The sequence below is a fragment of the Microcystis sp. 0824 genome (genome assembly GCF_003112475.1).
GTDB classification, from domain to species: Bacteria; Cyanobacteriota; Cyanobacteriia; order Cyanobacteriales; family Microcystaceae; genus Microcystis; species Microcystis aeruginosa_C.
Genome location: NZ_BDSM01000025.1, coordinates 39,616 through 57,600 on the forward strand (window position 1 = coordinate 39,616; position 17,985 = coordinate 57,600).

The window sequence follows — 17,985 nt, forward strand, 5'->3', positions numbered from 1 at the left end:
TGGGGTGCGTTACTCTTTGTTAACGCACCCATTGATTAATTTCTTTGATGTCATAATTTGGCAATGACAAACGAAAAACTCAGATTTATCGATCTTTTTGCTGGTATTGGAGGATTTAGATTAGCTTTCGAGAGCGTTGGTTATGACTGTGTATATTCTTGTGAAATAGACGAAAACTGTCGAAAAGTAGGAAAACGAGCCGGATTTAGAGATACAAGGGGAACTCTATTTTTTCCCATCTGCGAAATAGTAGAATTAAAGCAAGATACAAGCAATCAATCAATATTTAGCATCTTCTTAACCTCATCTAGAGAATAAGTTTGACTATCTTTTTCTTCTTCTTTTGCCTGTATTAAATCTTCCAAATCCTCTAAGTCTTCTAAGATTTCTTTAATTTTCATAAACTCCTCATAAGTTAAAACAGCAAATTCTTTTTTGCCATTTTTGATTAAGAATTCAGGATGTAATTCAATCATTGTTTTCTCCTTAATTTAATTGTAGATATTTTAAAGTGATTTCTTCAACCTCAAATAGAATTCGATAGTTACCCACCCTTAAGCGATAATTAGGCGTAAAATTCTTTAATTGCTTGACATCTCCTTGTAAATTATCCTTCATTGCTTCAATTTTAGCCATAATCCTAGTCCGATCTTGAGAAGAAAGTTTTTCTAAGTCTTTGATAGCTTTAGGCTTGAATTGAATTTGATATTTCACATTATACCTCTTGCATAAATCAGAGAAATTGAAGATTTCTAATTTTGGATTTTGGATTGAGGGATTTAGGACTTTTACCAGAGATCTATTAATTGTACCTCCATCAGGTTGAGGTGGGCTATCAAGCTCAAATAAAACAGCTTATAGTGATGGGGAAACCCCACTTATATATTATGTTCCAAGGCAGAGCCTTAGAACAAGCAGTAGTAGGACAAAATTAACTTCTTGGTTAGCACAGACCCCATGCACTCAGACAAGAGCCTTTGAGGGTTCAAAAACAGCCCAAATAAGGATTAAATAGCATAAAATATGTAAATAGACTACTTAGTTAATTATTATTCATTCCTAATTATCCTGACGACCGACTCCTAACCCTAACAACAATTTTTAGTTTTCACAAGAGGTCTCATGAATCCCCTCGTCAATTATTTTCGCAACCTGCAAGAAATCCACTCCTCCCAAGCAGCAGTAAAAGAAACCTCCTACTACGGCACTCTCGAAACTCTCCTCAACGAAATCGGTAAAACCCTAAAACCGCGAGTGCGCTGCATTATCAACCTCAGAAATCAGGGTGCGGGATTGCCGGACGGGGGACTTTTTAACGTCGATCAATTCCCGAAAAATCAAGAATTAGAACCTTTTACGGCGATTTTTCCCGAAAGAGGCGCGATCGAGATTAAGGGAACCAAAGAAGATATCAAAAAAATCGCCGCCAGCGAACAAGTACAAAAATACTGGCAAAAATACGGTCAAGTATTAGTCAGCAATTATCGCGATTTTCTGCTCATCGGTCGCAATAGCCAAGGTCAACCGGTAGAATTAGAAGCCTATAGTTTAGCCCCGTCAGAAGCCGAGTTTTGGCTAAAAACCTCAAATCCATCCAAATTTGCCGCCGAACACGGTGATAGCCTCTTAGAATACCTAAAGAGAGTGCTTTTACAGGCGGCTTTTATCACCTCACCGGCCGATGTTGCTTGGTTTCTTGCTTCCTATGCGCGGGACGCAAAAGCACGCTTAGAACATCATTCCGATCTTCCCGCTCTGGCCAATATTCGTCAAGCTTTAGAAAATGCCCTAGGTATCAAATTTGAACGGGAACAGGGGAATAAATTTTTTCGTTCTACCCTCGTGCAAACCCTCTTTTATGGTTTATTTTCTGCTTGGGTATTATGGCACAAGCAAAACCTCAATCGCGAGGATAAAGAGGATAAGTTCGATTGGAAATCCGCAGCCCACCATCTCCATGTTCCCATGTTAGCGATCCTATTTGAGCAGATCGCCGCACCGAGTAAGTTAAAATCTTTGGGATTAGTAGAAGTTTTGAACTGGACCGGTGCAGCTTTAAATCGAGTGCGACGAGAGGAGTTTTTTCGTCAATTCGATGAGGGACAAGCGGTGCAGTATTTCTATGAACCATTTTTGCAAGCTTTTGATCCCGATTTACGCAAAGAATTGGGAGTTTGGTACACTCCTCCGGAAATTGTTCGCTATATGGTAGCGCGAGTCGATCGAGTTTTGCGAGAAGAATTAAATATCGAGGACGGTTTAGCTAATCCCGATGTTTATATTCTCGATCCTTGCTGTGGAACCGGTGCTTATTTAGTCGAGGTTTTGCGCTATATTACCGATACTTTACAGGAAAATGGCGCGGGTGCTTTAGCCATGGCTTTGGTGAAAAAGGCAGCCATAGAAAGAATTTTCGGTTTCGAGATTTTAACCGCTCCTTTTGTCGTCGCTCATCTACAATTAGGTTTATTCCTGCAAAGTTTGGGTGTACCTTTAATAGAAGATAGTGAACGGGTGGGGATTTATCTGACTAATGCTTTAACCGGTTGGCAACCTCCCGATGAGGAAAGTAAACAGAAAATTCAACAGCTACAATTGAGTTTTCCAGAGTTAAATAAGGAACGAGAAGCAGCTGATGAAGTTAAGCGCGGTAAACCGATTTTAGTTATTCTCGGTAATCCTCCCTACAATGCTTTTGCTGGAACCAGTCCCGCAGAAGAAGCAGGTTTAGTGGAATTGTATAAACAGGGTTTAATCTCCGATTGGGGGATTAAAAAGTTTAATTTGGATGAGCTATATGTGCGCTTTTTCCGTTTAGCGGAAAGATGTATTTCAGAAAATACTGGCAAAGGGGTTGTTTGTTATATTTCTAATTTTTCCTATCTCGGTGATCCTTCTTTTGTGGTGATGCGGCAAAGATTTTTACAAGAATTTGATCGTCTTTGGTTTGATTGTCTCAATGGTGATAGTCGCGAAACGGGAAAGTTAACCCCTGAAGGTAATCCCGATCCTAGTGTTTTTTCTACTCAATACAATAAGGAAGGGATTCGAGTCGGGACAACTATCGGACTAATGGTAAGAAAGGAAGTAAGGAATAAAAATGTTGATGTCTATTTTCGCCATTTCTGGGGAGTTGCTAAACGAGAACAGTTATTAGATAGTTTAAATAATCAAGATTTTGATGCTTTTTATCAAGTCTCTAACCCAGAAAAATCTAATCGTTATTCTTTCCGTACCTCCGATGTTTCTTCTCACTATTTAGCATGGCCAAAGTTAACAGATTTATGTAAAAAACCACCTAGCAATGGATTAATGGAAAAAAGGGGAGGAGCATTAATTGATATTGATAAATCAAGTTTAGAAAAAAGAATTAAAATGTATTATGATACTTCGATAACATGGGAAGAACTTAAAACCTTAAAAACTGGATTAACGGAAGATGCTAGTGGATTTGAAGCCAAAAAAGTACGCTTAAAAGTTCAAAAATCAGAAGGTTTTCAACAAAATAACATTATACGCTATTTACTTCGACCTTTTGAAGTTAGATGGTGTTATTACAGCAAGATTAGTCCTTTATGGAATCGTTCCAGACCTGATTTATGGTCACAATGTTGGGAAGGAAATTCATTTTTAATCAGTCGTTTTAAATCAGCAAAAACGGACGAAGGTTCTCCCTTTTATTTTGCGATAGGATTATCTGACGATCATCTCTTATCTCCTGATGCTTCCTGTTTTCCTATCCGTCTAAGGACTAAATTAACTGAAAATAAAACAGCCTCATTATTCAATACACAAGAATTTATCGACACCACTCTAACAGCCAATCTTTCAGAAAAATCTCGTCAATACTTAAATCAACTGGGTATTAATAATCTTGATGAAAATATCGAGAATGCTTCCTTAATTTGGCTGCACACATTAGCGATTGGGTACTCTCCCTTGTATCTTGGGGAAAATGCCGACGGTATTCGTCAAGACTTCCCAAGGATTCCCCTTCCCAATAGCCAAGAATTATTAATTAAATCTGCCCAACTAGGACAAGCGATCGCCTCTCTTTTAGACACAGAAAACCCCGTTATAGGAGTCACCAAAAAACCGACCCCTGCACTGCAAAAAATCGCCTTGATTTCCTGCACTGATGGGGGAAATTTAAACCCAGATAAGGGGGATTTAATTATTAACCTCGGTTGGGGACACGGGGGGAAAAATGGCGTGACAATGCCGGGTAAAGGAAAAGCGATCGCCAGACAATATACAACCGCAGAAATGAGCGTAATTAGCCCAGAAATGCGAAAATTATTAGGAACCAAAACCTATGATATTTATCTCAACGATCGAGCCTATTGGCAAAATATACCAGCCCGGGTGTGGGAATATACCATCGGGGGTTATCAAGTCATTAAAAAATGGCTAAGTTATCGCGAGGAAAAATTATTAGGACGGGGATTAACTATCGCAGAAGTGCAGGAAGTCAGCGAGATGACTAGAAGAATTACTGCGATTATTCTCCTAGAATCAGACCTAGATGATAACTACCAAAATATCAAAACAGCCGTGTATTCTTTTTAATTAGGTAGGCGTTAAAAATTGTCAGATACCCCCCTTATCAAGGGGGGATTAAGGGGGGATCGAACCTAAAATCCATTTTTAATTTAATTATAACCAGCTACTTAATTAGGGTTGGCTGATTAAATAGAGTTCTTGCATAACTAATTTTTGAGGGTTTAAAACCGGCAAAAATAAGGATTAAATTGCCTAAAATTCCTAAATAGAGTATTTAATTGATTAAGGCTCATTCTTAATTCTCCTGACTACTGACTACTGGCTACTGACTCCTAACCCTAACAACGATTTTTGATTTTTACAAGAGGTCTTATGACTCCTCACCTAACGGAAGATCTTTGATTTTTGCAAGAGGTCTTATGAAAGATGTTATGCTTGCAAGAAAAAGTTTTGAGGAGAGGATAGGATGAAGAGTCGTAGCTTCACAGTCATTCTTCATAAAGAAGATGAAATGTACATTGCTGAATGTCCAGAGGTTGGCACAGTTGATCAAGGGGAAACGATCGAGCAGGCGATCGCAGGCTTGAGGGAAGCAACACGGCTCTACTTAGAAGAATTTCCCCTATCTGAAACCTCCCCTAGATTGGTAACTAGCATCGAGGTCAGCTATGCCTAAAATGCCGCGAATCTCAAGCGCAGAGGCAATTCGGGGATTAGAACGTTTAGGGTTCGAGCAAATTCGTCAAGCTGGCAGTCATGTTGTCCTCAAGAAAGAGACCGAAGAAGGCGATATCGGTTGTGTTGTGCCTCTCCATCGAGAGTTGAAGGTTGGTACGTTGAGCGGCATTCTGAAACAAGCGCAAGTGACAGTGGAAGATTTCATTGAGAGTCTGTGAGGTCTAATTAGGGTTTGCTGAATAGCCATCATTGCCCCTTGCGAGCGGCGAATCATCAATAATTTCTTTCTAAACGGCAAAACAGATAAAAATTTTCTATCAAAAAACTGGCAAAAATTGGCAGGACGAAAAATGCTGATCAGCTTGGAACAACTGAGATAGAGCATCGTCTATCTAGACATTCAAAATGTCACCAACTTGCCGTGATCCCGGCGCTAATGGTCAGAGGGAGACTTGCATGATTTCAAAATCTAAGTTAATCTCTCCTAAAAGTCACCTTTAGGTATTTTGACTAAAAAGAGAGTTGCCTAGCTTCTACTCTAGCCTCAAGGCTAATGCTGAAAGCTAGAATCATCGGCTTAATCCACTGGCTCTAGCTAACTCTTTACACCACAGGAGGTCTGTTTGAAAGAGACTTTTATCCACAACACCATGACATCCGCTACCCCAGAACAGAATTGCACCGCTGAGTCTAACCGAGTCCGTTACTCAGTTGCTCTACTGGGATTAGCACTCTCCCTGGGAGTACCTAGCATTCTCAACTCCACCTCAGAATCAGCCCAGGCCGCCAATTCTCTACCCTTGGCATGGGAAGTGATCGACCTGTCCCAAAAAGCCAAGGATGCGGGTAAAAAACTCAAAGAACCGCAGATAATCCAATCCCAAGCACTTGCTACTGTCAAATTCATCGCCACATCAGTAGTTGAGCATCAGGTAAAACCGGGAGAATCCCTGTGGAGTTTGGCCGACACCTATCAAACCACCCCTATAGCGATCGCTAACAGCAATAATCTCTCCCCCCATTCCGATCTGATTATCGGACAAACCTTAAAAATTCCCACTCCTGAGCAGTTGCCCCCGGCAGCCCCGGCAGCAACTCCTGAGCAGTTGGATAGTTCCTCTGCTAGTCTCCGTCAAACCCGTCAACGTCTCCAAGAAAGTTTGGCCGCCTTACAGACCGAGGAAACCCCCCATCAGTCCGATTCTGGGGAAACGGTAATCGTTACCGAAACTACCGCTCTCGTTCCCGATAATTCGCCAACTAGCGTCGAGATTCCCGTTATTGCTCCCGAAGAATCCCCCCGACCAACCGGCCAGGTGATCCCGATTCCCGTTCCCACTCCTGAAAGCGATCGCCCGATAGCCACAATTCCCCTTAATCCTCCCTTAACCAGCAGACCGGAAATTCCCAGGGTCGCCCTACGAAATCCGGCTCCTGTGACTGAAATTCCCGCCATTCCCAATCCTAGGGTCATAGTTCCCCCAGAAAACCAAGTTTATCGGGTTCGGCCCGGGGATACCTTAAACACCATCGCTCGCGCTCTCGGCATCACCCCCGCCGAATTAGCCAGGGAAAACGGCATTGACAACCCCAACCGGATTAAAGTTAATCAAACCCTAGTGATTCCCGACCGCTCTGCTAACGCTAGAGTTAATCAAAATCTTACTCCCTTGGTCGGTGATCGCCAGAGATTGTCCTTTGACCCCAGCAATCGACAAAATTTGCCCGCCGCCACCGCCACCACGGAGACGGAAGAATTCCCCGAAAATATCACCGGCAGCTATCGGGAAAGATTGCGCCAAGAGGTGGCTAATCTGCGGGAAACTAACCTTTCGGAAACCCAGAAAAGTATCGCTATTCCCGTCGATAATCCCGCAGAAACCGTCGATGATCGGCAAATAACCCCTAATCCCCAATGGGCCGCCCTTCGTTCTCGTTCTAACCAAAGCACCCCCCCACAGATTATCGGTTCGGCTCCTACCAATGTGGAAGAATATAATGACCGCCTACGAATTCCCGTCGGCGAAACCGTAGAACCTTCCCTTCCTCCCCTCGCTAATCCTGATGAGCATTTACCTAATCCCGCCCCTATTTTTACCGGCTTTATCTGGCCCACCAGGGGGGTGTTAACCTCCGGTTTCGGTTGGCGCTGGGGCAGACCTCATCGCGGCATCGATATCGCTGGTCCAGTGGGTACACCAGTTGTGGCGGCGGCTGCCGGTGAAGTAATCTCCTCTGGCTGGAATTCTGGCGGTTATGGCAATCTGGTGAAACTGCGTCACCCCGATGGTAGCGTCACTCTCTATGCCCATAACAGCCGTCTGTTGGTGCGTCGCGGCCAAACTGTTGAGCAAGGCGAGCCAATCGCCCAGATGGGTAGCACCGGTTTTAGCACCGGCCCTCACCTACATTTTGAGGTTCACCCCTCCGGCCAGGGCGCAGTTAATCCCATGGCTTTCCTGCCAGGCAGACGTTAAAGATGCCCGCAAAGGGAAGAAAAAATCTTCCCTTTTTTGCTCTTGTGCAATTGGGTGACTGTGTGTTATGATTGATAGCTGTGTAAAGAACGGCTTAGTAGCTCAGTTGGTCAGAGCAGGGGACTCATAAGCCCAAGGTCGGCAGTTCAAATCTGCCCTGAGCCATTGGACAAGATCCAAGAAAACCAGCAAGATTATAGTCAGGTGATATCTCCTTCCCTTTTATTTGGGGACGCTCCCTTCAGGTTCTACCTGATAACTTTTTACTGATAACAGCAGCAAGGAAATTCCAAAATTTATTAGCTCAATTGTACTATAGCTTTTGCCGATACAGTCACTACCATAATATTATGGTAGGATTGCCTAGGGGTCAGTGAGTTTATCGAACTGCGTGCGCCCAAAATGTCCTATAGATATTTCGACCAAATTGAGATGCAGCCACGGAAACGAAGCCGAGAGAATGAAAAAACCGGAATTTGAATTTGATCCTAATAAAAGCCAAGCTAACAAAAATAAACATGGTCTAGATTTTGTTGAAGCTCAAGTATTATGGTTAGATTCCCAAAAAGTCGAAATTCCAGCCCGAACAGAAAATGAACCACGATTTGTTGTTATTGGTATAATAGCAGGTAAGCATTGGTCAGCCGTAGTTACCTATCGTCAAACCAAAATCCGTATTATTTCAGTCCGACGCTCTAGACCTGAAGAGGTAGAAATTTATGAAAGCTGAAGATTTTGACCGCAAATTTGATGATGGAGAAAATATCATCGAATACTTGGATTTAACCAAAATTAAACGTTCTAATTCCGAGGAACAAACAATTGCGTTTGAGTTTCCCTCATGGATGGTAGAGGCTCTTGAGCAAGAAAGTCAGCGTCGTGATTTACCGTTACAAGCTATTGTCAAAGACTGGATTGGGGAAAAATTGGCGTTGTCAAATTGAAAGATGATCCGAATCAGCACCGAAACTCAAATTACTTTGATAGCAAGGATTGCATTGCATCTTTCCTATTCTGATCTGACAACGCCTAATTATCAATCGCTGCACTGTAATCATCGCCAAGCTGATTATTTTTTCCCTTGCAGTAAACCAAAACGAATTAAACCCGACTCGTAACCGCGCCGCATTAACCCTAAAGATAAGGCCCCTTGGATAGTAGTATAACCGCTTGCTAACAGACCAGCGATCGCATCTGTGCTGAGGGCCGAATCAATCACCACATCCCAAAAAGCCGCCACCGATAGGGACCAATCATCGGTTTTTAGGTCTTGAAAGCCAACTTCACGGGCAATATCGGCGTATTCTGGCAAAGAAATCACATAGGGCAGACAATAAACCTGATAAATCTCGTTTAATAGTTTAATCTCCCCTTCCGTTAAATTACCGGCGAGGGAAGTGGTGGGACGATGACACCAAGTAGCCATCAAAAAAGTCCCCCCGGGCTGCAAAACCCGATAACATTCCCGCAGAAATTGCCTTTTATCGGGCATATGTTCGCCACTTTCCAATGACCAGACCAGATCAAAATTATCCTCAGGAAAGGTGGTTTTTAGGGCATCAGCCACACAAAAACTGACTTGTTCCTCTAAATTGAACTCTTGCGCCCTTTGGCTGGCTCTAGCGGCTTGTACCGGGGAAAGGGTAATCCCCACCGCTTGGCTGTGAAATTTTTCGGCCAGATAAAGGCTACTGCCACCAATACCACAACCCACATCGAGAATCTGATTAGCACCGGTGACACCACCCCAAGTTAATAATTCTTCTATTAAATCAATTTGTGCCTGACGGCGATCGAGTTTAATCTTGCCGCCGCGACCGTAGTAACCATGGTGCATATGTTCGCCCCAAATCCTTTCCCACAGTCCACTAGAGGAGTCATAAAAATCGGCTATTCGTTGATAAAGTTCCATGGTGATTTCCTAGTTAAGAGAGGCACTCTTGCCAGAGAGCCGAAACACTTACCTAACCCTAACCCGAAACTCTCGGCAAAGGACAAAACCCTTTCAAGTCTATCAATGGCTAGGTGGGGTGAAGAGAATCAAACCCGATAGCAACCCCGAAAATCGTGTCAGAATAGATCAGTGTAGTCACTGATGATCTTTGAGAAAAATATTTATATGTTAGGACGGGACAGCTACGATTTAATCATTGTCGGGGGCGGTATAGTCGGGACCACCCTAGCGGTGGCTTTAAAAAATACAGGATTAAATATCGCTATGATCGAGGAACGTCCCCTAGAGGTGGCCGCCTCCCGTCGTCAAGCTTATGCCCTCTCGCTGATGTCCAGCCGAATTTTTACAGGCTTGGGTATCTGGGATAAAATCTCGCCCAGTATCGGTAAATTTCGTCATATTCGCCTTTCTGATGCCGATTACCCGATTTTTGTCCCCTTTGTGGTCGATGAGCTAAAAACCGATTATTTGGGCTATGTGGGCGAACATCAAGTGATTTTAACCGCCCTGCACAAGGCCAGCCAAGATTGCGATCGCATTGACTGGTTATCCCCGGCTAAAGTGTTAGAAGTGGAGTACGGAGCAGAAACAGCCACTGTCACCCTGGAAGAAGCCGGTCAAACCCGAAAAATCACCACAAAATTAGTCATCGGGGCCGATGGGGCCAGATCCGCTATCCGGCAAGGGGCGCAAATTAAAACCAAAGGTTGGAAATATTGGCAATCCTGTGTCGCTTTCACCATTAAACATCAACTCGATCGCAACGATACCGCCTTTGAAAGATTTTGGCCCACCGGTCCGATGGGTATTTTACCGCTCCAGGGTAATCGCTGTCAGATCGTTTGGACAAATCCCCATGGGGAAGCGAAAAAACTGCAAGAAATGCCCGAAGGGGAATTTCTTGACAAATTAGAAGCATATACGGGGGGATTACTGGGAAAACTAGAATTAGTTAGCTCCCGCGCTCTCTTTCCCGTACAGTTAATGCAGAGTGATACCTATGTTAAACCCCGACTGGCTTTAATTGGTGATGCCGCCCACTGTTGTCATCCCGTCGGTGGTCAAGGTTTAAATTTAGGCATTCGCGACGCAGCCGCTTTAGCGCAGGTATTAAAGGAAGCAGTAGAAAAGCAAGAGGATATAGGAGCGCTTTCTACCCTAAAATCCTACGAAAAATGGCGTAGATCCGAGAATTTAGCGATTTTAGGCTTCACAGATTTTCTAGATCGCCTGTTCTCCAATAACTGGCCGCCTATCGTTGTCATCCGTCGTCTCGGATTGGCAATGATGCGCGGTTTCCCCCCGTTGAAATTGTTTGCCCTGCAATTAATGACGGGATTAAAAGGACGTATTCCCCAATTAGCTAGATAGCTGGCCGCTAATTCTGGGAATGGGGAAGAAAGGAAGAAAAAAAAAGCTTGCAAAATGCCGCGATTATCGCTATGATAGTTAAGGTTCAATATCGGGGCGTAGCGCAGCTTGGTAGCGCACTACTTTGGGGTAGTAGGGGTCGTGGGTTCGAATCCCGCCGCTCCGATTGCAGGAAAACAGAGAGTTAGGTAGGGATGCACCCAATCCCTACTTTGTTCTGTTTACTCGGAATTTTCTTAATTTATCAGCGTTTCTTATCCAGTTAGTTCACCATTAAGATCACTACTCTAGGAGAAAATGTCTCATCAAATATCAGCTTACGGTTCCTGGAAATCACCGATTACCTCCGATCTAATTGTGGCAGCATCGATTAGTCTTGGCGGTGTAACTCTAGATGGAGAAGATATTTATTGGTTAGAAGGCAGACCACAGGAAAAGGGGCGAAATGTTTTAGTTAAATTAAACCCCGACGGCACAACTACAGACATCACTCCAGGGCCTTTTAATGTGCGAACTCGTGTCCATGAATACGGGGGAGGTTCCTATCTAATTGTTGCGGGAATTATCTATTTTTGTAATTTTGCTGACCAAAGAATTTATCGCCAAACTGCTGATAGTTTACCCCAACCTCTGACCCCAGAAAATTCCTGTCGTTATGCGGATTTAATTCTCGATAAATTTGGCAATCGCTTAATCTGTGTTTGTGAAGATCATAGCCAAAAAGATCGGGAACCAGTTAATAGTATTGTCAGCATCGATGTGGATACGGGAGAAATAAAAACTTTAGTATCTGGCGATGATTTTTATACCTCTCCTCGCTTAAGTGCCGATGGTTCTCGATTAGCTTGGATTAGTTGGAATCATCCTAATATGCCCTGGGATAGTTCTTTTCTCTCGGTAGCAGATATTAATAATCTTTATTTGAGTAATATTCGGGTCATTGCTGGTGGTGAAAATGAGTCGGTGTGTGAACCGCGCTGGTCTGTCGATGAACAGTTATATTTTACCAGCGATCGCAATAATTTCTGGAACTTTTATTGCTTTAACCACGATGAACAAATCGAACCAGTTCTCGAACCAATAGAGGCTGAATTTGCCTATCCTCATTGGGTTTTTGGTTTATCTAACTATGGCTTTGCTGGGGAATCAAAGATTATTTGTAGCTATACAAAAGATGGTCGTTGGTATTTAGGAAGTATCGATACTGTTAATCGAGAATTCCAAGAAATTATCACTGATGATACTAACATTTCTTCCCTACAAGTTAGCGATAACAAAATAGTTTTTATTGGCGGTTCTTTCACGGAAGTAACAGCAGTTATCTCACTGGATTTAGCCACAGGAACGAGAGAAATTCTCAAATCTTCCAGTAATTTAACTATTTCTAGCGATTATTTCTCGATTCCGGAAATGCTCGCTTTTCCCACCAGTCAGGGACTAACTGCCTATGCTTGGTATTATCCCCCCAAAAACCCCGATTATACCGCCCCCAATGGCGAATTACCGCCCCTGTTAGTCAAAAGTCACGGTGGACCGACGGCTGCAGCTACCTCTAGTTTAAGTCTGCGGGTGCAATACTGGACCAGTCGCGGCTTTGGCTATCTAGATGTCAATTATGGTGGTAGTACGGGTTATGGTCGTCAATATCGTCAACGTTTGCAGGGAAATTGGGGAATTGTCGATGTGGAAGACTGCATCAACGGGGCAAAATATTTGGTTAATCAGGGATTAGTCGATGGGGAAAGATTGGCAATTTCTGGAGGCAGCGCCGGTGGTTATACAACTTTAGCAGCCCTAACTTTTCATGATACTTTTAAAGCAGGAGCTAGTTATTACGGAGTTAGTGATTTAGAGGTTTTAGCCACCGATACCCATAAATTCGAGTCGAGATATTTAGATAAATTGGTGGGACGTTATCCTCAAGAAAAGGAAATTTACTATCAGCGATCGCCTATTCATTTTACCGCTCAGTTATCCTGTCCGGTGATCTTTTTCCAAGGTTTAGAAGATCGGGTAGTTCCACCCAATCAAGCAGAAATGATGGTAGAAGCTTTAAAAGCGAAAGGTTTACCCGTTGCTTACGTTCCCTTTGCGGGAGAACAACACGGATTTCGTCAAGCTGAATCGATAAAACGAGCATTAGATGCAGAATTTTATTTTTATTCCCGTCTCTTTGGTTTTACTGCTGCCGACAATTTAGAACCTGTAGAAATTAAGTAATCGTGCCAAGTTAATTTCCTAGGTCAGTAATCGGTGAACAGCAAATCTAGACCTAATATTATCTAAAGACTAAAAGTCTTTCTAGTTAAGAAACTTACCCGAATAGAAATGATTTTAATTACCCCATGTTTTTCTTAGTCGCCTACCCACGATTCAGACATCTTTGAGGAGAAATCGAGCAAATAGGTCGAGTTCGTAACTATTCTGATTGACTGGTATCATTTGAAATGACTACACAGCAATCGGCTCATAAAATTGGCCGATTGTCAACAGCGTTTGAGATAAGCTTACCCTTTTCTAGGTTGCCAGTGGTTGCTTGACCAAGAACAAAAGGTAAGGCAGCGTAGGATTATTTTTTAATGTAAATACGAACTCCTTGAACTTCATCAACTAGCCGATAATTTTCATTGATAACCCTAGCAATTTCTGGAAAAACTTCGTGTCCCTGAGTTTCTCTATTGGTAAAGAAAAACATTCTTGGAGCTACAGCATCAACAAATAACTTAGCATTAGAATTAATAATATCTTCCGCGTATCTTTGCAGAAAATATTCTTGCAGTGAACCTAGTTTGATTTGCCAAACAGAAACACTATCTCTTATCGCCGGTACCAAACCCGTGTCAACATATAGCTCTGATGCCCATCCCCAGACAGCCATAGATTCACCAGGAGAAGCATACTTTAGAATAGTTTTTGCAATCGGACTAAGATAATTTATAGCAAATATTCGGCGATTATCGAGGTAAAAATTATCTGATGTTATCGTTGTGGCAAATTGTAAAAAACTACTAGCAACTGTAATAAAAATGACACCTGTTAAAAGAGATAACTTGAAGTTTGAAAGAGTTAATTGCGACACCTGTAATACTTGTGCCAGTTCACCTATAAAAACGCCGATGAGAAATCCACTAGGTATGATTAGAAACAGCAAATAATGAGTAAACCCGTTCCCCGGTCTAATAATTGAATAACTCGATGCTGCCCAAATAAATAAACTGTAATAGACAAAGCAAAATGTCTGGGACTTTTCTTGATTTTGGCTTAAGGAAACACGCTTTAATATCAGAAATGGTACTCCGAATATCAAGACAATTGCTGTTAATAAAAACAATATATGTGTATCTGGCACTACTCTTAACATCCAAAGAAATATGTTAATTTTTACGGAAAAGCTTAGTTGGTTTACGTTTCCTCCCAAACCATCTGTAGAATAAATCAATAAATTCTGTTGTATGTAAGATTTCCAGAAAGCATCATATATTGAGAAAATTGTTAGATATAGTATGACTAAAGCCGAGAACAACATCCCCCCAAGAAAGAAAGCAGCAAGACTCCGGATGAATTGACCTCTCGCTCTACTTTTTAGCCAGAGGATGTGCAAAAATATACAAGCAATTGAGAAAGCTATAGGAACTGACTGCATTTTGGCAAAGGGAGTAAGTCCTAGTATAAAACCCAAGGCAAATATCAGGCGATTAGGATTAGATGAATTACCAGCATAATATTTACAAACGATTAACAAAGCCACACTTAATATTGCCACCGAAAAATGTTCACTTGTATAATGCACATAGTCGAAAAATGTCATGAAGGCGACAGTTGTAACCACGGTAACTATTGCTAGGCGAGAAAGGCTCTTATCGTAGAGAGTGGATAAGGCATAATAAAGACAAACAATAGCAGCAATTATCATGATTAAGCCGATTACACGACTACTAGCATATTCAATTCTGAACCCGAAAAAAGCTGGTAGAGTTAGAGGATAGACATTCAGAGGTCCAGATGAACCTGTATCTACCGCACGCCAGAAAACTGGCTCTTTCAACAGTTTCATCGCACCTGCGGTAAACTGCGCCTCATCGGGATTTAGCATTGGTGGCAAGAAACCTGGCCAGCGTGCTGCTAAAATAAAAGTCACTAAGGAGATAATAAATATTAGATTTGACAATAAAAATTTCTGTATCTTACCCGTGGGAGTTCTCGGGAATATAAGAGGAGAAAAAGCGCAAAAAATGAAGATAATAAAAGTGACTATTACCGATATTCTGTAGATAATTGGCAAAGATTCAACATTTGCCAAGTTGCTCAGTAGCCACCACCGTAAATCAATTTGGTTATTTACCATTTTTTCACCTTTTGGGGATCAATATACAAGGATTTTTCTTTTAGACGATTTTGCACATCATTGGGAAAGATTTTTAACTGCTTCTGCACAGGCTTAGGAATGATAACTTCGTAATTCATCAAGCTTGTTCAGAGGGACCATCTCATTTCTACAAGTGAGTAATTAGGGTTTGCTGAATATTACTGGAAGCATTACTAGAAAGCATTTTTGGTAATTTTTTAGCCAAAAAAGTCCCAGAAATAAACGTTGATAAATCGATCTGAGGGACTCAAAATCCTTGCACTTTCATTTGACTCCCGACGACTGACTCCTAACCCCACCGACAAACTTTTTCAGCAAACCCTAATTAATTGGCAAGAGTTCTATTAAATCCTCTAATCTTTTTAAACTCCCCGACGCTGAATTTTTCTTACCCAGATTCGATACTTTATTGATTGCGGATAACTTTCTCATTATCAATTTCCCTCCCAGATTTTTAAATAGGCATTTTCCATATTTTCAGCGAATTTTTTCCCTTGCCAGAGGGGGGCTGTGTCACGATTTGCTAACAGTTGATGGCTGATGTCTTGACGAAAGGAGCGATCGAGTCCTAATTTTACTCCCCAGTGGATATATTCTACCTCATTCCAGCCAATTCTGGCTTCAATACCAGCATTAATCATAAAAGTATAACTATTGCGGGCGGAAAATTGTTCTCCTACCAATGTAACTAAAGGGATTCCTTGCCATAAAACTTCTAAGGTGGTGGTAGCGCCATTGTAGGGATAGGTATCTAATACCACATCGGCAATCTGTAAATTAGCGCGATGGGTATATTCATCTATATCTCTCGGTAAAAATCGCAATCTTTGGGGATTAACTCCCTCACGAATCGCTATTTCAGTAAATAATTCTTGAATTTTTTCAGTCTGACCGACTCCCTTAATCAAAAAATAACTATTAGGCACTTGTGCGAGAATTTTCATCTGAAGTTTAATAGTATCAGGATGACGTTTCATACCACTTTGTACGGAAAAATAGATGGTAGCATCGGGGGGAATTTCTAAATCTTCTCGACGGAGATTAGTAGTGCCGATTTCAAAACCATCCACTGCTAAATATGTCTCTGGTAAACGATAGATTTTTTCTCGATAATATTCCTCCGCTTGCTGGGGTAAAACGTAGGGATCGGCGATATAGTAATCAATAGTTGCTAATCCAGAAGCATCCCAACCTAACCAAGTCACTTGTTTTGCTGCGGGTTTCAGTGCCATGATCTGATTGGTAAGATTATGGGTTAAACTGTCTAAATCTACCAAAATATCTATCCGATCCTGTTGAATTTGTTGGGCAACTTCTAGGGGATTTTGAGCGTAGGGAAAATGACGGATAATATCTCGGCTATCCCGGAACCATTGACGGGTAATTTCATCTTCTTCTTGGTTAATAGTATAGATGGCTATTTGAAATTTGTCTCGATCATGATGGTGAATTAACCAACGACTTAACCAACCGACAGAATGATGTTTTAAGGTACTAGCAAGATAACCAATCGTTAGTTTTTCTGGAGCTTTTTTGCTCGTAACCAAAGGAGTTTTTAAACTATTATTATTAAGGAAAATTTCGGCGATGCGATTGGTTAATTGTCGATTGGCTAAGGCTCGATCGCCTAGGTAGGGTAGGGGACTAGAAACATTGAGAAAGCTAGTTTTAATAATCGGTTCTAGAGTAAGATTTTTCCGACGGGTTAATTCCTGTAATAAATTCTGATATTCTTGATAAATATGATCAATTTCTTGCCAAACTCCCCAGCGCAAAAGTATTAACAAAATTAGATAATTACTGTATAACTTTAGGGTTGGAGTTAGACAAATTTCTCGCAACTGATAGGCAGTTATCAAAGAATTATCAAAGTCTTCGGCTAAAATATAGAGGTTAACTAACTGTTCCAAAAGACTCAGATCATTTGGTCTTAATTGCAGACAAAGTTTAATAATTTCTACTCCAAAAGCGGGACTTTGTTGCTCGTTGGTGACTCGTGCTGATATCTGAAAAGCTTGCGGGATAAAACTATCAGCTAATTCCCCTAGGTAAGGTAAACTTGCTTGAGCTAAGTCTAAAGTTAATTCATGGGGATATAAAAGACTTTTGAGAACTACATTTAAAAGCAATTCTCGATCAGGATTATATCTGAGATTCTCTTGAATAGGATAATTAAGTAGTTCTCCTGGAGCGAATATTTCTAAATCTAAAGCCAAGTCAAATAAAGCTAATAAATTATTAATTGACTTGGGAACAATTTCCTGTAGATGATAGCGAAAATATTCTACAGCTGCCAGATCACCTTTTCTTTGTTGTCGTCGCGCTTCTGCGTCTAAAACTGCTTCTAATTCTGCTTGCCATTGCTTAACTTCTTCCGGATTACCTCCTCTTAAAACATTTGGCCACATCACCTGTGCCTCTGCTTCTAAATTTTGCAGAAGATAGGCAACTCCCAAGTACCAATAGTCAGAAATATTTTCGGGATTGTTATCGATTAGTTCCTCGTAGATTGCCGCAACTTGGGGATAATTCTCGGCAATTAAAGCTTGATAAGCGTCAGGATGCCACATAAATCAGTTATCAGTAAACAGTAACCAGTAATCAGTGAAAAAGTGACAGTTAGGGGGGTAAAGCTC

15 protein-coding genes and 2 tRNA genes are annotated in these 17,985 nt (G+C 41.7%); 11 read left to right on the forward strand and 6 right to left on the reverse strand.

Annotated elements, in window-relative coordinates; all coding sequences use genetic code 11:
* Nucleotides 1–63 precede the first annotated feature (63 nt).
* Nucleotides 64–318, forward strand: coding sequence for a DNA cytosine methyltransferase (locus N0824_RS09915; RefSeq protein WP_079208643.1), 255 nt, complete (start codon nucleotides 64–66; stop codon nucleotides 316–318).
* Here the strand turns inward: N0824_RS09915 and N0824_RS09920 are convergent.
* Together N0824_RS09920 and N0824_RS09925 are read right to left on the reverse strand one after the other, a co-directional pair.
* On the reverse strand, nucleotides 276–476 hold the full coding sequence (locus tag N0824_RS09920) for a hypothetical protein (protein WP_012265925.1): 201 nt from the start codon (nucleotides 474–476) through the stop codon (nucleotides 276–278). The two genes, N0824_RS09915 and N0824_RS09920, sit on opposite strands and share 43 nt — an antisense overlap.
* 10 nt (nucleotides 477–486) lie before the next feature.
* Nucleotides 487–714: a type II toxin-antitoxin system RelE/ParE family toxin gene (locus N0824_RS09925; protein ID WP_002781597.1), complete on the reverse strand. Its 228-nt coding sequence runs from the start codon at nucleotides 712–714 to the stop codon at nucleotides 487–489.
* A gap of 408 nt (nucleotides 715–1,122) precedes the next feature.
* On the opposite strand from N0824_RS09925, the gene N0824_RS09930 reads away from it, so the two are divergent.
* The 7 genes from N0824_RS09930 to brnA all read left to right on the forward strand — a co-directional run bounded on the left by N0824_RS09930 (nucleotide 1,123) and on the right by brnA (nucleotide 8,602).
* Nucleotides 1,123–4,569: a type ISP restriction/modification enzyme gene (locus N0824_RS09930; protein WP_108936641.1), complete on the forward strand. Its 3,447-nt coding sequence runs from the start codon at nucleotides 1,123–1,125 to the stop codon at nucleotides 4,567–4,569.
* A 400-nt stretch (nucleotides 4,570–4,969) separates the two neighbouring features.
* A complete protein-coding gene (locus N0824_RS09935) occupies nucleotides 4,970–5,179 on the forward strand; it encodes a type II toxin-antitoxin system HicB family antitoxin (protein WP_108936642.1) in 210 nt (69 codons plus the stop codon).
* The gene (locus N0824_RS09940) at nucleotides 5,172–5,399 is read left to right on the forward strand and encodes a type II toxin-antitoxin system HicA family toxin (protein WP_108936643.1); all 228 of its coding nucleotides are present in this window, start codon (nucleotides 5,172–5,174) and stop codon (nucleotides 5,397–5,399) included. Before N0824_RS09935 ends, N0824_RS09940 begins: the two co-directional genes overlap by 8 nt.
* A gap of 432 nt (nucleotides 5,400–5,831) precedes the next feature.
* On the forward strand, nucleotides 5,832–7,658 hold the full coding sequence (locus N0824_RS09945; RefSeq protein ID WP_108936644.1) for a peptidoglycan DD-metalloendopeptidase family protein: 1,827 nt from the start codon (nucleotides 5,832–5,834) through the stop codon (nucleotides 7,656–7,658).
* 91 nt (nucleotides 7,659–7,749) lie between these two features.
* A tRNA-Met gene (locus N0824_RS09950) sits at nucleotides 7,750–7,823 on the forward strand.
* A 295-nt stretch (nucleotides 7,824–8,118) separates the two neighbouring features.
* Nucleotides 8,119–8,388, forward strand: coding sequence for a BrnT family toxin (locus tag N0824_RS09955; RefSeq protein ID WP_002759054.1), 270 nt, complete (start codon nucleotides 8,119–8,121; stop codon nucleotides 8,386–8,388).
* Nucleotides 8,378–8,602 (forward strand): type II toxin-antitoxin system BrnA family antitoxin, encoded by a 225-nt coding sequence (gene brnA / locus N0824_RS09960; RefSeq protein ID WP_002759052.1) that lies wholly within the window; start codon nucleotides 8,378–8,380, stop codon nucleotides 8,600–8,602. The genes N0824_RS09955 and brnA overlap by 11 nt, the downstream gene beginning before the upstream one ends.
* 125 nt (nucleotides 8,603–8,727) lie before the next feature.
* On the opposite strand, the gene N0824_RS09965 is transcribed toward brnA, so the two are convergent.
* Nucleotides 8,728–9,570 (reverse strand): methyltransferase domain-containing protein, encoded by an 843-nt coding sequence (locus N0824_RS09965; protein ID WP_108936645.1) that lies wholly within the window; start codon nucleotides 9,568–9,570, stop codon nucleotides 8,728–8,730.
* Nucleotides 9,571–9,777: 207 nt separating this feature from the next.
* Here N0824_RS09965 and N0824_RS09970 point away from each other — a divergent pair, with 207 nt between their 5' ends.
* The 3 genes from N0824_RS09970 to N0824_RS09980 all read left to right on the forward strand — a co-directional run bounded on the left by N0824_RS09970 (nucleotide 9,778) and on the right by N0824_RS09980 (nucleotide 13,203).
* A complete protein-coding gene (locus N0824_RS09970; protein ID WP_108936646.1) occupies nucleotides 9,778–10,983 on the forward strand; it encodes an FAD-dependent hydroxylase in 1,206 nt (401 codons plus the stop codon).
* 92 nt (nucleotides 10,984–11,075) lie between these two features.
* Nucleotides 11,076–11,149 (forward strand) — tRNA-Pro (locus N0824_RS09975).
* A 131-nt stretch (nucleotides 11,150–11,280) separates the two neighbouring features.
* Nucleotides 11,281–13,203: a S9 family peptidase gene (locus N0824_RS09980; protein ID WP_108936647.1), complete on the forward strand. Its 1,923-nt coding sequence runs from the start codon at nucleotides 11,281–11,283 to the stop codon at nucleotides 13,201–13,203.
* A gap of 349 nt (nucleotides 13,204–13,552) precedes the next feature.
* Here N0824_RS09980 and N0824_RS09985 read toward each other — a convergent pair whose 3' ends face one another.
* The 3 genes from N0824_RS09985 to N0824_RS09990 all read right to left on the reverse strand — a co-directional run bounded on the left by N0824_RS09985 (nucleotide 13,553) and on the right by N0824_RS09990 (nucleotide 17,919).
* A complete protein-coding gene (locus tag N0824_RS09985) occupies nucleotides 13,553–15,328 on the reverse strand; it encodes a hypothetical protein (protein WP_108936648.1) in 1,776 nt (591 codons plus the stop codon).
* Nucleotides 15,322–15,447 (reverse strand): hypothetical protein, encoded by a 126-nt coding sequence (locus N0824_RS21595; protein WP_255420525.1) that lies wholly within the window; start codon nucleotides 15,445–15,447, stop codon nucleotides 15,322–15,324. The genes N0824_RS09985 and N0824_RS21595 overlap by 7 nt, the downstream gene beginning before the upstream one ends.
* Before the next feature lie 336 nt (nucleotides 15,448–15,783).
* A complete protein-coding gene (locus N0824_RS09990; RefSeq protein WP_108936649.1) occupies nucleotides 15,784–17,919 on the reverse strand; it encodes a hypothetical protein in 2,136 nt (711 codons plus the stop codon).
* Between the last annotated feature and the right edge of the window lie 66 nt (nucleotides 17,920–17,985).

Excerpts from the sequence above, each read along its gene's own strand:
- N0824_RS09985 (WP_108936648.1), bottom strand. The coding sequence starts at position 15,328 with ATGGTAAATAACCAAATTGATTTACGGTGGTGGCTACTGAGCAACTTG.
- N0824_RS09930 (WP_108936641.1), top strand. The coding sequence starts at position 1,123 with ATGAATCCCCTCGTCAATTATTTTCGCAACCTGCAAGAAATCCACTCC.
- N0824_RS09920 (WP_012265925.1), bottom strand. The coding sequence starts at position 476 with ATGATTGAATTACATCCTGAATTCTTAATCAAAAATGGCAAAAAAGAA.
- N0824_RS09990 (WP_108936649.1), bottom strand. The coding sequence starts at position 17,919 with ATGTGGCATCCTGACGCTTATCAAGCTTTAATTGCCGAGAATTATCCC.
- N0824_RS09970 (WP_108936646.1), top strand. The coding sequence starts at position 9,778 with ATGTTAGGACGGGACAGCTACGATTTAATCATTGTCGGGGGCGGTATA.
- N0824_RS09945 (WP_108936644.1), top strand. The coding sequence starts at position 5,832 with ATGACATCCGCTACCCCAGAACAGAATTGCACCGCTGAGTCTAACCGA.
- N0824_RS09940 (WP_108936643.1), top strand. The coding sequence starts at position 5,172 with ATGCCTAAAATGCCGCGAATCTCAAGCGCAGAGGCAATTCGGGGATTA.
- N0824_RS09955 (WP_002759054.1), top strand. The coding sequence starts at position 8,119 with ATGAAAAAACCGGAATTTGAATTTGATCCTAATAAAAGCCAAGCTAAC.
- N0824_RS09965 (WP_108936645.1), bottom strand. The coding sequence starts at position 9,570 with ATGGAACTTTATCAACGAATAGCCGATTTTTATGACTCCTCTAGTGGA.
- brnA (WP_002759052.1), top strand. The coding sequence starts at position 8,378 with ATGAAAGCTGAAGATTTTGACCGCAAATTTGATGATGGAGAAAATATC.
- N0824_RS21595 (WP_255420525.1), bottom strand. The coding sequence starts at position 15,447 with ATGAATTACGAAGTTATCATTCCTAAGCCTGTGCAGAAGCAGTTAAAA.
- N0824_RS09915 (WP_079208643.1), top strand. The coding sequence starts at position 64 with ATGACAAACGAAAAACTCAGATTTATCGATCTTTTTGCTGGTATTGGA.
- N0824_RS09980 (WP_108936647.1), top strand. The coding sequence starts at position 11,281 with ATGTCTCATCAAATATCAGCTTACGGTTCCTGGAAATCACCGATTACC.
- N0824_RS09935 (WP_108936642.1), top strand. The coding sequence starts at position 4,970 with ATGAAGAGTCGTAGCTTCACAGTCATTCTTCATAAAGAAGATGAAATG.